Origin of the sequence: Magnetospirillum aberrantis SpK, assembly GCF_011022235.1 — a bacterium.
Classification (GTDB): domain Bacteria; phylum Pseudomonadota; class Alphaproteobacteria; order Rhodospirillales; family Magnetospirillaceae; genus Magnetospirillum; species Magnetospirillum aberrantis.
Genome location: NZ_JAAIYP010000044.1, coordinates 189,302 through 204,202, shown reverse-complemented (window position 1 = coordinate 204,202; position 14,901 = coordinate 189,302). Strand labels below are relative to the sequence as shown.

The following is a 14,901-nucleotide window of genomic DNA, read 5'->3' as shown; positions in this document are numbered from 1 at the left end:
CACTTACAACTTTTATGCGAGGCCATTTCATGACGTTGCGTTCGCGGCCCGCCGCCGCCCTCCTCGCCTCGATCCTGTTGACAAGTCCGGCCTGGGCAGCCGATCCCATCGGTCTGGTCAAGACCCTGTCCGGCGACGCCACCGTCACCCGTGGCGAACAAGTGGTGCCCCTGACGGCGGGCGCCGACCTGTTTCGCGACGACATGGTGGCCACCGATGCCGATAGCAGCCTAGGCATCACCTTCCGCGACGACACCACCCTGTCCATGGGGCCGAAAAGCCGCGTCGCCCTGAACGACTTCGCCTTCGACCCGGCGCATGACGACGTCAAGCTGGGGGTGCACATGCAGAAAGGCACCTTTTCCATGACCAGCGGCCAGACCGCCAAGCTGGCCCCCGACAAGGTTTCGGTCACCACGCCGACCATGACCATCGGCATCCGTGGCACCAGCTTTCTGATCGAGGTAGCCGGCGATGAATAAGTTTTTCCTTCCCGCCCTTGGCCTTGCCATGATGGCCTTGGCCGCCTGTTCCGGCGGCGACCGCGTGGTGCTGATGGCCGACCCCGACGGCCATGTGGGCCGCATCCAGGTGTCCAGCGCCGGGGGCACCCAGGTACTGGACCAGGAAAAGACGGCGTCGAATGTCGCCACCGCCAAAAGCGCCCCCACTGCCGCCAAACCGGTGGAGGAACAGGAAATTCGCAAGGTGTGGGGCCGTGCCCTGGCGGCCATGCCGCCCCGCCCGCAAACCTTCCTGCTGTATTTCAAGACCGGCGGCAGCGATTTGCGTGACGAATCCAAGCCCGAGGTCACGCGCATCACCGACGTGCTGCGCGATTGGCCCCATCCCCACGTCCTGGTGGCCGGCCACGCCGACGGCACCGGCTCGGACGAGATCAACATCAAGGTTTCGCGCGAACGGGCCGACGCGGTGCGCGACATGCTGGTGAAGATGGGCGTGCCGTCCGACGCCATCGAAGCCACCTCGCACGGCAAGCGCAACCCGCTGGTCAAGGTTCCCGATGGCACCGCCGAGCCGCGCAACCGCCGGGTTTCGGTGACCATTCAATAGGCGGCCCACGACGTCAGAGGACTACTACGCCACTTCGTCCTCAAGGTCGGGATTGCCGGGCGCCGTCTGCCAGCCCAGCGACGGCAGGGAGATGACGCGGTCGCCATAGGCGTCGATGTCGACCACGATCAGCCCGGCATTGGCCATATGGTCCAGCAATCCCAGCGCCCGGCGTGGGCTGCGCGAACCCCGCGCGCGGGCGATCTGGGCGTTGGACGGGCACGGCGCCTTGTCGTGGGCGGCCCGCGCCAGCATCAGGAACACCGCCTGGATGTCCTCGGGCATGGCCGCCGAAAGCCCCAACGCCTGTTCCCATTCCGGGGTATCGGCGGCCTCGGCATCGACGCCGGCCCGCGCGGTCGCCATCTTGCGGCGGAACGCGGCCAGGTCGAGGATGCGGCCGTTGACTCCGTATTGCCGGCACCGCACCAGGAAATCCTGATAGACCTGGGCGACGTTGCGGTAAAGGGCGTCGGGATCGCCCAGCACCTCGCGCAGCACCTCGTCCAGCGACGGCTTGGGAGCAGAGGGTTCGCGGGCCGGAGCGGCCGACACCTCGGCCACCAGCGACAGGGCGGCCGGCGGCGGCGGCGGCGAACTGGCCGCCAACTGCGCCAGGATGTCGGCGGTGCTGGGGGCCGGACGCGCCATCACCCGCAACTGCTCGTTTTCGCCCGGCTTCATGATCAGGTCGCGGGCATCCTCGCGCGGGGTTTCCGGCAACGGCATCAGCCGGGCGTTGCCGGTGCGGCCGTCGGTCTGGACGTCGCCGATACGGATGGGCAGCGGCCGCCGCGCCAGGGCCGGGCCAAGCGCGATGAAATGGCCGCGGTTGAGGTCGCGGAACATCTCGGCCTGACGCCGTTCCATGCCAAGCAGGTCGGCGGCGCGGCTCATGTCGATATCGAGGAAGGTGCGGCCCATCAGGAAATTCGAGGCCTCGGCCGCCACGTTCTTGGCCAGCTTGGCCAGACGCTGGGTGGCGATGATGCCGGCCAGGCCGCGCTTGCGGCCACGGCACATCAGGTTGGTCATGGCGCCAAGCGACGCCTTGCGCGCCTCGTCCGACACCTCGCCGGCGGCGGCGGGGGCGAACAATTGCGCTTCGTCCACCACCACCAGCATGGGAAACCAATAATCGCGCTCGACGTCGAACAGCCCACCCAGGAAAGCCGCCGCATGGCGCATCTGGCGCTCGGTTTCCAAATTCTCCAGGTTCAGCACCACCGAGACGCGGTGCTGGCGCACCCGCGCCGCCACCTGCTGCAACGCCGCCTCGGTGTGGGCGCTGGCGTCCACCACCACATGGCCGAACATTTCCGCCAAGGTGACGAAGTCGCCTTCCGGGTCGATGATCGCCTGTTGCACCCATTGGGCGCTTTGTTCCACCAGCCGGCGCAACAGATGCGACTTGCCCGAGCCGGAATTGCCCTGGACCAAGAGACGGGTCGCCAGCAATTCCTCGAGATCAAGGGTCGCCGGCTGTCCCGCCGACGTGTTCCCCATCTCGATCGCAACCGTCATCCGCACCGCTCCTCTTGGCCCAAGGGGCTGACTCTCCCCATGGGGGGCCGCGAGTCAAGATTCTTCGACGCGGATGACCACTTGCTTGGTATGCGGCGCCAGCGCCAGCACCCGCCAGCCGATCCCGCTCTCGGCCACGAACTCGGCGAAAGCCTTGAATTCGTCCAGGGCCCACGTCCTGTTGCCGACGAATTCGTCGAACACCAGCACCGTTCCCGGCAAGATCCGCCCTTTCAGCCGCTCCAGCACGAAGCGGGCCGAAGCGTAGATGTCGCTGTCGACGTTGACCAGCCGCACCGGATCGGCATGGTCGGCCAGGAACGGCTCCAGCGTGTCCTCGAACCAGCCGGCATGCAAGGTGACGTTGTCGGGCACCGGCGGCAACTGGGCGCCACAGGTCAGCACGCCGGCCGGCTCGGCCCCCCAGGATTGCGGCAATCCCTCGAACGAATCGAAACCGTGCACCGCCTGCCCCGCCGCCTGGGCCAGGACGGTGACCGAAGTGCCGCGCCGCACCCCGAATTCCAGCACCAACCCTGGCAGGACCGCCTGTTCCAGGGCGAAACGCAACACCGATGCCGACAGTCCGAACAGACGCGGCGACCCGCCGCAATGAGGTAACAGAGCCCGTATCCCGTCGGCCAAAGCGCGGCGCGCGGGAAAAGGATCCACATGGTCGCGCAGCAAGGTTTCGGCCGCCGGATCGCCGGCCAGCAAAGCATAAGACGCCAGATAGCCCCAATATTTGCCGTTGGCGCCGACGCAAGCGGTGGCGCGGACCAGCCGGTGTCGCGCCTCGTCCAGGCCATGCACCTCCAGCGCCGGGGCGTGGCTGGCGAACCATGACGCCGCATGGTCGGGATCGGCGGCCAAGATGGCGTCCAGTTCCGTCAACGCCTCGGCCCCCCGGCCCAGCGCCAACAGGCTGAGCGCGCGTTCGAACCGACATTGCCGCCCATTCTGTCCTTCGGACGCCGCCAAGGCGTCGACATAGCGGGCGTCGCGCCGATAGGCGGCTGTCAACGCCTCGGCCAGGGCGGGAAAGGCCGGATCAAGCCTGCGCACGGTCTCGAACGCCGCCGCCGCGCTGAAGGCGTCGTTGCGTTTGAGCGCCGCGGCACCGTGCTTGAAGGCCTGGGCCGCGCCGCCGTCGTCGGGCAGGCCAGCGGCGGCGCGCAACACCGCGTCGAACCGCCCCGAAGCAGCCAGACGGACAAGACGGGCATGGATGTCGGACAAGATGGCCGCCGAAAACAGGAAACGAAGCCCCCTTCAATAGGCCGGCAGGGGACCTTGGGTCAACGCGGCGACGGCAAAATCAATCCTTTGCTCGCGATTGCTGTTGCGCTTCCGTCCCAGGCGGGGAAAATTGGCACGATCTTCGTTCCCGCCGAGGCCCCATGCCGTTCGTTCCGCGTAAAGTGCTGGTGATGGCGTTGCTGCCGGTCCTGGTTGGTTGCCAGAGGATGCAACTGGGCCTGGAAGCCATGGGCTCCGATCTCGACAAGGCCCAGGCCCGCGTCGAGGGGCGGCGCTATGTCCCCCCCGGCCTGAACCAGTTTTACGGCGACGCGCCGATGCCCCCGGCCGCCGACACGCCGATGGAGCCACCGCCGCCGCCGCCGACCGAATACGTCCCCTTCCCCGAGGGACGCCTGGCACCGGAACAGGCCGAGATTCTGTTGGCCGGCGACCCCATGGCCTTGCGTTTCCTGACGCTCAAGGCGCTGGCGCAACGCGGCCTGCTTCCGGTCGAGGAGGCCGGCCGGCGCAAGGACGCCAATCTGGCCGCCCTGTTGCCGCTCAGCGTGTCCCAGCCCGCCGCCGCCGGCCTTGAAGCCCCGATTCCGCCACTGCGGCAGATGGTCGACAAGTTCCAACGTCTGCACACCGGCCCCCAAAGCGCCGCCCTCATGCGCGAAGCCGAACGCGCCTTTCTGGCCGATGCCTTGCTGCCTGAACGGCCGACGCGACGCCAACCCTATTCACCGCCCGACATCGTCTCGGCCCGCAAGCTTCAGGACCGTCTGGGCCGGCTGGAGGATTCCGGCCTGATCACCCCGGAACAACGGGCCGGGGAAACGGCGGCCATCGACAAGCTGGTGGCCGGCGGCACCTTGCCCCAGGAATTGCTGCCGCCCCCGCCACCTGCCCCGCCCAAGCCAAAGCCCGTCACCGCCAAGGGACGCGGCAACCGCATGCCGGGAGGCGTTTCCGGGCGGCTGGAGATCATCCCCTCTCCGCCCGGCGTCGAGGCGCCGAAGCTGGCGGCCGGAGCCACCGTACCGGCCGGAATCCACCTGCTGTCCATGGGCAGCGCCGGCCACGGCGACAAGGCGTGGGAAGCCCTGGTCAAGGAACACCCGGAACTGACCGGATTGGGCCACACCGTCTCGCGCGCCGATCTGGGCGAATTGGGCGTCACCTATCGTCTGATCGCCGGACCGATGGAGCCGGCCAAGGCGGAAGTTCTGTGCGCGGCGCTCAAGACCCGTGGCCAGTCGTGCACCCCCACCCCGTTCCCCGCCGCCCCATGACGACCCCCGAAGAGATCGCCGCCCGTCTGCTTTATCGCGACGGCATGATGCTGGTCATCGACAAGCCCGCCGGTCTTGCGGTGCACGCTGGCCCCCCCAAGGACCGCCAGGGCGGCGGCCATCTGATGGACCTGCTCGACGGGCTGCGCTTCGGGTTGCCACGCGCGCCGGAACTGGCGCATCGGCTGGATCGCGACACTTCCGGCTGTCTGGTGCTGGGACGTCACCGCAAGGCGCTGGCCCGGCTGGGAGAGCTGTTCGCCTCGGGACAGGTGGAAAAGGTGTATTGGGCGGTGGTGGTGGGTGACCCGCCCACCGATGCCGGAACCATCGACAAACCACTGAAGAAACTGGAGAAACGCCACGGCTGGCGCATGATCGTGGATGCTGGCGGACAGCCATCGGTCACCGATTGGCGGGTCCTCGGCCGCAATGGCAGGCTAAGCTGGATCGAAGCTCGGCCACGCACCGGCCGCACCCACCAGATCCGCGTCCACCTGGCGTCCCAGGGATGGCCCATCGTCGGCGATTCCGTCTACGGCCGTGGCACCGCCGACCTGGTCTCTCCCCATCTGCATCTGCATGCCCGCCAAATCACCATGCCGTTCGCCAAGAACAAACCGCCGGTCACGGTCCAAGCGCCCGTACCGACACATATGCACGCCCTGCTGACCGCCTGCGGCTACCAGGAAGAATAAAAAGACTTCTCTAATCAATCAAAAGGGAAATGGCCGTCAACACATGACGATGCTGTGGGCGGCTTTGTGCCCCCTCCCGATATTGCATACAATTTGTCCGGCGGTTATTGTATGCAATCACACACTTTCGAGATGTCTCGCTATGACAACCAAAGGCAGCAAATACCGGGCGCGCACAGAAAGTGGCGATCCCGACCCCATTGACGTGCATGTTGGGGGGCGCCTGCGATTGCGCCGGACATTGATGGGACTAAGCCAAACCGATTTGGCCAGGTCGGTCGGTCTGACGTTCCAACAGGTTCAAAAATACGAAAGCGGTGCCAACCGCGTCAGCGCCAGCCGGCTTTTCCACATCGCCGAATCGCTGGATGTTCCGGTCAGCTTTTTCTTCGACGACATGCCACGGGAAGGCGGCTTGGAAGAACAGCCAAAAGTGGCGTTCGAGCCGGACCGGGAATTACTGGAACTGACCCGCAACTATCGCAGCATCGCTGACGCCGAAGTGCGTCGCGGCATTTATGAGCTGGTCAAGCGACTGGCCAACAAGGACGGCGCCACAGAATAATTGAGAAAATCCCCGGTTGCCACCCCGGCCGGGGAAACCATCCGACACGAGAAACGCAACAATTCAGGCTTGAAACCAAGCCCGTGGCGCGTGACGCGATAACCTGAAATTGCCGTGTGATGCGTTGGCCGGGGTTCCCGCGAAACGGGAACCCCGCGCCTTGCGGCCAGCACCCCTAGGGGGGGAGGGGGAACGGAGCACCGGCCAAAAGAAATCCGTTCAGATGGGGTATCCACCTGAGGAGCGGACCTTCTATCACGCACCCGCAGCAAATGCAAACGCGATGCGCACACAAAGTGGCATGGCATATATGCGTTCCTGAAACGCTCCGCCTTTGCCTAAATCACGTCTGCGGCACCGCCACACCATTGATCAACAGCCCCCCTTCGGCGGCCGACACGGTCACCGTGTCACCATCCTCGATTCGTCCTTCCAGGATCAGGCTGGCCAACGGGTTTTGCAGACTGCGCTGGATCACCCGCTTGAGCGGGCGGGCACCGTAGACGGGGTCGTAACCCTTTTCGCCCAGCCATTCCAACGCCGCGCCGTCAAGGACCAGGGAAATCTTGCGGTCCACCAGCAACTTGCGCAGCCGTCCCAACTGGATATCGACAATGCCGGTCATGTCGGAACGGTTCAGGCGATGGAACAGCAGAATTTCGTCCAGACGATTCAGGAACTCGGGACGGAAATTCATGCGAACAACTTCCATCACCTGTTCGCGCACCTCGGACGAATCGTGGCCGTCGGCCTGATGGGCCAGCACGTCCGAACCAAGATTGGAGGTCAGCACGATCAGCGTGTTGCGGAAATCCACCGTACGCCCCTGGCCGTCGGTCAGACGGCCATCGTCCAACACCTGAAGCAGCACGTTGAACACGTCCGGGTGGGCTTTTTCCACCTCGTCGAACAGGATCACCTGATAGGGACGGCGGCGCACCGCCTCGGTCAACGCCCCTCCTTCCTCGTAGCCCACATAGCCGGGCGGGGCGCCGATCAGGCGGGCCACCGAATGCTTTTCCATGTATTCCGACATGTCGACGCGCACCATGGCGGTTTCGTCGTCGAACAGGAACTCGGCCAACGCCTTGGTCAATTCGGTCTTGCCGACGCCGGTCGGCCCCAGGAACAGGAACGAACCGATGGGTCGGTTGGGGTCCTGAAGTCCGGCACGGGCCCGGCGCACGGCGTTGGAGACGGCAACCACCGCCTCTTCCTGGCCGACCACGCGGGTTTTCAGGCGGTTTTCCATGTCGAGCAGCTTTTCGCGCTCGCCGGCCAGCATCTTGTCCACCGGAATGCCGGTCCAACGCGACACCACGGCGGCGATCTGCTCCTCGGTCACCGCCTCGTTCAGCATGCCGGCTTGCTTGCCGTCGGCACGGGCCAACTTTTGCTCAAGGTCGGGAATGACGCCGTAAAGAAGCTCGCCGGCTTTTTCGTAACGGCCTTCGCGCTGGGCCTTCTCCGCCTCGATACGGGCTTGGTCCAACTGTTCCTTGATCTTGGTGGACGACGCCAGTTGATCCTTTTCCGCCCGCCAGGCGCTGGTGACCCGCTCGCTTTCCGCTTCCAGGTCGACCAGTTCCTCTTCCAGCTTTTCCAAACGGTCGCGACTGGCGCGGTCGGATTCCTTCTTCAGCGCCTCGCGCTCGATCTTGAGTTGGACGATCCGGCGGTCCAGTTCGTCCAGTTCCTCGGGCTTGGAATCCACTTCCATCCGCAGACGGCTCGCCGCCTCGTCCACCAGGTCGATGGCCTTGTCGGGCAGGAAACGGTCGGTGATGTAACGGTTGGACAGGGTCGCCGCCGACACCAGTGCCGAATCGCTGATGCGGACACCGTGATGCAGTTCATACTTTTCCTTGATGCCGCGCAGAATCGAGATGGTGTCCTCGACCGTGGGCTCGGACACGAACACCGGCTGGAACCGCCGCGCCAGCGCCGCGTCCTTCTCCACATGCTTGCGGTATTCGTTCAGCGTGGTGGCGCCGACGCAATGCAGTTCGCCGCGCGCCAAGGCCGGCTTGAGCAGGTTCGAGGCGTCCATGGCCCCTTCCGAGGCGCCGGCCCCCACCAGGGTATGCATCTCGTCGATGAACAAGATGATGTCGCCATTGGCCGACGCCACTTCGTTCAGCACCGCCTTCAAGCGTTCCTCGAATTCGCCGCGGAATTTGGCGCCGGCGATCAGCGAGCCCATGTCGAGCGACATCAAGCTTTTCATCTTGAGGTTTTCCGGCACGTCGCCGTTGACGATGCGGATGGCCAACCCCTCGACGATGGCGGTCTTGCCGACGCCGGGCTCGCCGATCAACACCGGATTGTTCTTGGTGCGGCGGCTCAACACCTGGATGGTGCGGCGGATTTCCTCGTCACGGCCGATTACCGGGTCCAGCTTGCCCTCACGCGCGGCGGCGGTCAGGTCACGGGCGTATTTCTTGAGCGCGTCATAGGAATCCTCGGCCGAGGCGGAATTGGCCTTGCGCCCCTTGCGTACCTCCTCGATCGCCCGGTTGAGCCCCTGGGGCGTAAGCCCGGCTTCCGACAGGATGCGGGCCGAGGGCGTTCCAGCGGCCATGGACAGCGCCAGGAACATGCGTTCGGCGGTCACATAGGAATCGCCGGCCTTTTGTGCCATCTGCTCGGCCTGCTCGAAGACGCGGGCCAGTTCGGTGCTGAGATGCAGGCCGCCGGCACCGGGGCCTTCCACCGTGGGTAACTTGTCCAACTCGGCATCAACGGCGGCCAAAGCCTTCTTGGGGTCTCCACCGGCGGCGCGCGTCAAATTGGCGGCCAGCCCTTCCTTGTCGTCCAACAAGACCTTAAGCAGGTGTTCGGGCAAAAGACGCTGGTGCCCCCGGCGTACGGCCAGGGTTTGCGCCGACTGCACGAACCCCTTGGAACGCTCGGTGTACTTCTCGAAATCCATCTCGACCTCCCAGGCGACAGGCCGGCACGTCCCAATCAACGGCAACGCACCCGGCCCTCACGGAACCGATGATAGATATGGAAGAAATTCAGCCGGCCGCAAGCGAGGAGAAATATGGACAAATAAAAACACCCTCCAGTTTTCACCGGAGGGTGTTCCCATTGAACGGAACCGACTCAAGCCGCCGTTTCGGGCACCGAAGCATCGCTCTCGGCGGCGGGCTGTGCGGCCTGACGCGGGGCCCGGCGACGCGGAGCCCGTTCCGGCTTGGCGCCTTCGGCGGGTTGCTGCACCACCTGCGCCGCTTCGGCTTCTGCCGGTTCGCGGGACTCTCGAGGCTCACGGGGTTCACGCTGCTCGCGCGGTTGGCGTTCCCCACGCGGCTGGCGTTCGCCGCGCGGCGCACGGTGCGGCCGTTCCGCAGCCTGCTGGGAAACCTCGGCCGACACGTCCTCGGGCTCGAATTCCGGTTGGGCCATTTGTTCGGCGGCAGATCCAGCGGCCAAAGCCTGCTGTTCACCCTCGCCCTCTCCCTCTCCCTCGCCGTCCTCGGATCCCAGGTCAGCCTGGTCCTCGGCCGGGGTCGGCAGGTTCTGCGGCCGGCGCTGGCCGTTGTTCTGGTTATAGGCGTTGATCAGGCGGAAATAATGCTCCGCATGCTGATAGAAGTTCTCGGCCGCCACCCGGTCGCCTTGGGACGAAGCGTCGCGGGCCAGGGCAAGATATTTTTCCATCACCTGATGGGCGTTGCCACGGATACGACCTTCGGGTCCGTTGGAATCGAACACCTGGGTGCGGACGTTGATGTGCCGGGGCGCGCCGCTATGGCCGCCGCCGCCGTTATAGTTGCCACGGTTGGGATTACCGCCGTTATTGCCACGGCCACGGGAGCGTTGCTTCGGGTTCACGGATCCTGCCTTCACCAGATACCAGTCGATGCACAAGTCTTAAGTCGATCCACCCGGCGTTCCGGGTCCGGCCATGACCTCGGATCACCGAGGTTGGGCAATGGAGGGATCGGTTGGCGCTGCGGTGAGGGGCGGAGCTGCCGGCTCTACGCGGTCCTCGGCTCGGTGGCGCTCGACGGGCGTCACCCTATCCGGGAAGCGCGTGCTTTCCAACTCTTTTTTCAGGGTCTTCGCCAACCTTTTGCGATCTTTTTTGCAAGGGCCCCTATCACTTGGTGGCGACCACGCAGCGTTCGACCCCGGCAAGATCGCGCGGCAGCGCCACCACCGTCAATCCGGCCTGCCGGAAAAGCGCGGCCACGTCGCTGCCCTGTCCCGCCCCCACCTCGACCGCGACCACGCCGCCGGGCACCGCCAGGGCCGCCATCTGCGGCACCAGGACGCGGTAACATTCCAGCCCGTCGGGTCCGCCCGCCAGGGCCAGACGGGGTTCGTACGTCGCCACCTCGGGTTCCAGGCGGTCGATATCGGAATCGGGAATATAAGGCGGGTTGGACACCACCACGTCGGCACTCCCCTCCACCGCCGCCGCCCAATCGGACAGCACGAAATCGACCCGCCCGGCCAGACCGTGGTTTTCGGCGTTTTCCCGTGCCACCGCCAATGCCGCAGGACTTTTGTCCACCGCCACGCCGCTGGCGTTGGGCAGTTCCGACAGCAAAGCCAAAAGGATTGCGCCGGTGCCGGTGCCGAAATCCATCACGCGCAGCGGTGCCGAACGGTCGGCGACACGCGCCAGAACCGCCTCGACCAGGGTCTCGGTGTCGCCACGCGGATCAAGGGTGTCGGCGGTGACCTTGAGCTCAAGCGTCCAAAAGCCGCGCCGGCCCAGAATATGGCTGATGGGTTCGCGCCGTTGGCGCCGAACCGCCAGATGCTCCAGCCGAGTCGCCTGCTCCGAGGTCAACGGCGTGTCGGGAGCCAACGCCACCCGGTCGGGGGCGATGCCCGCCACCTCGGCCACCAACAGCCGGGCGTCGAGACGGGCAGTATCGATGCCGGCGGCGACGAAACGTTGGGCGAGCGCACGGGCGGCGGCGCCGATCGTCTCCACCCTAGGCCATCTCCGCCAGACGCTCGGCTTGGTCGGCGGCGATCAGGGCCTCGACCACCTCTTCCAACGCGGTGCCGTTCATCACCTCGTCGATCTTATAGAGCGTCAGATTGATACGGTGGTCGGTGACCCGGCCCTGCGGGAAATTATAGGTGCGGATGCGCTCCGAACGGTCGCCCGACCCCACCTGGGACTTGCGGGCGGCTGCGCGTTCGGCATCCTTGGCCGCGCGCTCCATGTCATAGAGACGGGCCCGCAACAGCTTGAGCGCGGTGGCCTTGTTCTTGTGCTGGCTCTTTTCCTGTTGGCAGGCGACGGCCAAGCCGGTGGGAATGTGGGTGACGCGCACCGCCGAATCGGTGGTGTTGACCGACTGGCCGCCCGAACCTTGCGAGCGGTAGACGTCGAAACGCAGGTCGGAATCGTTCAACTGGACGTCCACCTCTTCGGCTTCGGGCATGATCGCCACCGTGGCGGCAGAGGTGTGGATGCGGCCACCGGCCTCGGTGGCGGGAACGCGCTGGACGCGATGCACCCCCGATTCGAACTTGAGACGCGCGAACACGCCACGGCCAGTGATGGTGGCGGTGGCTTCCTTCATGCCGCCGATGTCGGTCTCGTTGACGTCCATCACCTCGAAACGCCAGCCCTTGGTGGCGGCGTAGCGTTCGTACATGCGGAACAACTCGCCGGCGAACAGCGCCGCCTCCTCGCCGCCGGTGCCGGCCCGCACTTCCAAGATGGCGTTCTTTTCGTCGGCCTCGTCCTTGGGCAGCAGCATCAGCTGAACGTCGCGTTCCAGCCCCGGAAGACGGTCCTTGAGCTCGTAATATTCCGCCTCGGCCAGATCCTTCATCTCGGGATCGGCCATCATGGCCTCGGCCTCGGCCATGTCGGCGCGGGCCTTCTTCAGCGCCTGCACCGCCCCCACCACCGGCTCGATTTCCGAGAATTCCTTGGAAAGCCGGGCAAAGGAGGAACCGTCGGCCGACGACAGCAACTCGCGCAATTCGTCGTAACGGTAAAGGACCTTGTCCAGTTGGGCGTCGAGATTCATGCCTTGTCCATCAATCCAGGCGGAACAACGTCCGCAACGTCTTTTCCATGTGCTGCCAATCCGCGCCTTCGGCCGCCACCGATTTCATGGTCTCGCTGGGCGCGTGCAGCAGGCGGTGGATCAACAGGCGGGTGGCGGCGTCGGCGTCGCCGTGGCTTTCGGCCAGCACCGCCTCGCGGGTTTCCTCGAAGCGCTGACGCAAGGCGACGATGGCCGGAACGGCCACCCGCGCGGCGCGCCCGCGCAGGAACAGCGATACCTCGTCGTCCAGGATGGTCCAGGCGGACCGCGCCGCCTGTTCGCGGGTCGCGCGCCCTTCCAGCGCCACCTGCTCCAGGTCGTTGAGGTCGTAAAGGAAGGCGCCGTCGATGCGGTTGACCGCCGGTTCAATGTCGCCGGGAATGCCGGCGTCCACCAGGAAGATCGGCTTGCGCCGCCGTTTCTTGAGCGCGGCGGTGACCACCTCCGAGGTCACCAGGACGGCGCGCCCGCCCGAGGACGCCACCACCACGTCGGCCCCGGCCAGGGCCTCCCGCATGTTCTCGAACGCAACGACGTTGGCGTTGAGCGCGTGGGCCAGGGCCTCGGCCCGGCTGGCGCGCGGCGCGGTCACCGACAGCCGCCCCAGGCCGGCGGCCATCAGGCTTTCCGCCACCAGTTCGCCCATGTCGCCGGCCCCCAGCACCAGCCCCGAACAATGGGACAGGTCGCCGTGCAGGTCGCCCGCCAGTTGGACGGCGGCGGCGGCGATGGACACCGGTCCCTCGCCGATGTGGGTCTCGCTGCGAATGCGTTTGGCACAGGCGAAACCCGCCTGAAGCACCGCCTCGAGCTCGGGGCCGCAGGTTCCGGCGTCGCGGGCCAGACGGTGGGCCGCCTTGACCTGGCCGGCGACGTGCGGTTCGCCGATCACCAGGGAATCCATGGCGCTGGCCACGGCAAAGGCATGGCGCACCGCCGCCTCGCCCACATGGGTATAAAGCTGCCCGGCCAGAGCCGCCGGGGACAACCCGGCCCGCGCGCCATAGGCCTCGCAGATCAGGGACGTCGCCATGTCCCCGTCGTGATGGCCCGCCCACACCTCGACCCGGTCGCAGGTGGACAGCACCAGCACCTCATAAAGGCCGCGCGCCTTGAGCCCGACCAGAAAATCGGCAACCCCGGAATCGTCCACGAACAATTGGTCGCGCAGGCCCAGCGACGCCGACCGATGGTTGGCGCCGACCACGACGAAACGGGGCGAGGCGGAACTCATGGCCGCAGCAGCCGCTCCTCCAGCGCCGCCAGCGGCACCTCTTCCTGAGACCCGGAATCGAGGTCGCGCAAGGTGACCGCACCCCGCGCCGCCTCGTCATCGCCCAGGATCACCGCGAAACGGGCACGGGCCTTGTTGGCACGCGCCATGCGCTTCTTCATGTTGCCCGAAAAGCCAAGATCGACCGCCAAGCCAACCGCGCGCAGACGATCAGCCAGCACCATGGCTGCCTGGACGTCGCCCATGGGAATGATCGCGACGGGCCGCGCCGCTTCGGGCACGTCCTCGACCAGCATGGACAGGCGTTCGACACCCGCCGCCCAGCCAATGCCGGGGGTAGCGGGACCACCCATCTGACCGATCAACCCGTCATAGCGGCCACCGGCCAGCACCGTCCCCTGGGCGCCCAGCGCGGTGGTGATGAACTCGAAAGCGGTATGGCAGTAATAGTCGAGGCCGCGCACCAGCTTGGGGTTGACCACGAACGGCACCGCCAGCGCGGTCAGGCCGGCGCAGACCTCGTCGAAGAAGGCCCGCGCGCCCGGTGTCAGGCAATCCTGGATCAAGGGGGCGCCGGCGACGATGCGCTTGTCGCCCTCGTCCTTGGAATCGAGCACCCGCATGGGATTCTTGTCCAGCCGCGCCCGGCTGTCCTCGGACAGCGCGTCGCGGAAGGGTTCGAGATAGGCGATCAGCGCGTCGCGATAGGCGGTGCGGCTGTCGGCGTCGCCCAAGGTGTTGATCTCGAGTTGCACCGTGTCGCCCAGCCCCAGCGCCTGCAACATGCGAAAGGCCATGGACACCACTTCCACGTCGGCCTGGGGGCTGTCCACGCCCAAAAGCTCGACCCCCACCTGATGGAACTGGCGCAACCGCCCCTTCTGCGGGCGTTCGTGGCGGAACATCGGCCCGCGATAGAACAGCTTGAGCGGCAGGTTCTGCGACAGCCCGCCCGAGATGAAGGCACGGGCCACACCCGCCGTCCCCTCGGGACGCAGGGTGATGGAATCGCCCGAGCGGTCGGCGAAGGTGTACATCTCCTTGGTCACCACGTCCGAGGTCTCGCCCAGCGTACGCGAGAAGACTTCGGTGAACTCGAAGATGGGGGTGACGACCTCGCCATAACCGTAACGCTTCACCACCTCGAACGCGGTCTGCTCCACATGGCGGTGGCGGCGGGAATCGTCGGGCAACAGGTCGTGGGTGCCGCGGACAGGTTGCAGGCTGGACACGATAA

The 14,901-nt window shown here is 66.1% G+C and carries 13 protein-coding genes; 5 read left to right on the top strand and 8 right to left on the bottom strand.

Features of this window, described 5'->3' with window-relative positions:
- The first annotated feature begins 29 nt into the window (after nt 1-29).
- Both G4223_RS17910 and G4223_RS17905 read left to right on the top strand, forming a co-directional pair.
- The gene (locus tag G4223_RS17910; RefSeq protein ID WP_163682536.1) at nt 30-482 is read left to right on the top strand and encodes a FecR family protein; all 453 of its coding nucleotides are present in this window, start codon (nt 30-32) and stop codon (nt 480-482) included.
- Nucleotides 475-1,074: an OmpA family protein gene (locus G4223_RS17905; RefSeq protein WP_163682534.1), complete on the top strand. Its 600-nt coding sequence runs from the start codon at nt 475-477 to the stop codon at nt 1,072-1,074. The genes G4223_RS17910 and G4223_RS17905 overlap by 8 nt, the downstream gene beginning before the upstream one ends.
- 24 nt (nt 1,075-1,098) lie before the next feature.
- Here G4223_RS17905 and G4223_RS17900 read toward each other — a convergent pair whose 3' ends face one another.
- Together G4223_RS17900 and G4223_RS17895 are read right to left on the bottom strand one after the other, a co-directional pair.
- Nucleotides 1,099-2,598: a helicase HerA domain-containing protein gene (locus G4223_RS17900; RefSeq protein WP_163682532.1), complete on the bottom strand. Its 1,500-nt coding sequence runs from the start codon at nt 2,596-2,598 to the stop codon at nt 1,099-1,101.
- A gap of 54 nt (nt 2,599-2,652) precedes the next feature.
- The gene (locus G4223_RS17895) at nt 2,653-3,837 is read right to left on the bottom strand and encodes a class I SAM-dependent methyltransferase (protein WP_163682530.1); all 1,185 of its coding nucleotides are present in this window, start codon (nt 3,835-3,837) and stop codon (nt 2,653-2,655) included.
- 161 nt (nt 3,838-3,998) lie between these two features.
- Here G4223_RS17895 and G4223_RS17890 point away from each other — a divergent pair, with 161 nt between their 5' ends.
- The 3 genes from G4223_RS17890 (at nt 3,999) to G4223_RS17880 (ending at nt 6,398) form a co-directional block, all read left to right on the top strand.
- Nucleotides 3,999-5,135, top strand: coding sequence for an SPOR domain-containing protein (locus G4223_RS17890; RefSeq protein ID WP_163682528.1), 1,137 nt, complete (start codon nt 3,999-4,001; stop codon nt 5,133-5,135).
- Nucleotides 5,132-5,833, top strand: coding sequence for an RluA family pseudouridine synthase (locus G4223_RS17885; RefSeq protein WP_163682525.1), 702 nt, complete (start codon nt 5,132-5,134; stop codon nt 5,831-5,833). The genes G4223_RS17890 and G4223_RS17885 overlap by 4 nt, the downstream gene beginning before the upstream one ends.
- Before the next feature lie 142 nt (nt 5,834-5,975).
- Complete coding sequence (locus tag G4223_RS17880; protein ID WP_163682522.1) at nt 5,976-6,398, top strand: helix-turn-helix domain-containing protein; 423 nt, start codon at nt 5,976-5,978, stop codon at nt 6,396-6,398.
- Between the two features lie 343 nt (nt 6,399-6,741).
- On the opposite strand, the gene clpB is transcribed toward G4223_RS17880, so the two are convergent.
- From clpB to hisS, 6 genes are all read right to left on the bottom strand, one after another.
- On the bottom strand, nt 6,742-9,330 hold the full coding sequence (gene clpB, locus G4223_RS17875; RefSeq protein ID WP_163682520.1) for an ATP-dependent chaperone ClpB: 2,589 nt from the start codon (nt 9,328-9,330) through the stop codon (nt 6,742-6,744).
- A gap of 176 nt (nt 9,331-9,506) precedes the next feature.
- A complete protein-coding gene (locus G4223_RS20115; protein ID WP_163682518.1) occupies nt 9,507-10,238 on the bottom strand; it encodes a DUF4167 domain-containing protein in 732 nt (243 codons plus the stop codon).
- 268 nt (nt 10,239-10,506) lie between these two features.
- The gene (gene prmC, locus G4223_RS17865) at nt 10,507-11,352 is read right to left on the bottom strand and encodes a peptide chain release factor N(5)-glutamine methyltransferase (protein ID WP_163682516.1); all 846 of its coding nucleotides are present in this window, start codon (nt 11,350-11,352) and stop codon (nt 10,507-10,509) included.
- Between the two features lies 1 nt (nt 11,353).
- A complete protein-coding gene (gene prfA, locus G4223_RS17860; RefSeq protein ID WP_163682514.1) occupies nt 11,354-12,409 on the bottom strand; it encodes a peptide chain release factor 1 in 1,056 nt (351 codons plus the stop codon).
- Nucleotides 12,410-12,419: 10 nt separating this feature from the next.
- The gene (gene hemA / locus G4223_RS17855) at nt 12,420-13,664 is read right to left on the bottom strand and encodes a glutamyl-tRNA reductase (protein ID WP_163682512.1); all 1,245 of its coding nucleotides are present in this window, start codon (nt 13,662-13,664) and stop codon (nt 12,420-12,422) included.
- On the bottom strand, nt 13,661-14,896 hold the full coding sequence (gene hisS / locus G4223_RS17850) for a histidine--tRNA ligase (RefSeq protein WP_163682510.1): 1,236 nt from the start codon (nt 14,894-14,896) through the stop codon (nt 13,661-13,663). Before hisS ends, hemA begins: the two co-directional genes overlap by 4 nt.
- Nucleotides 14,897-14,901: the final 5 nt, after the last annotated feature.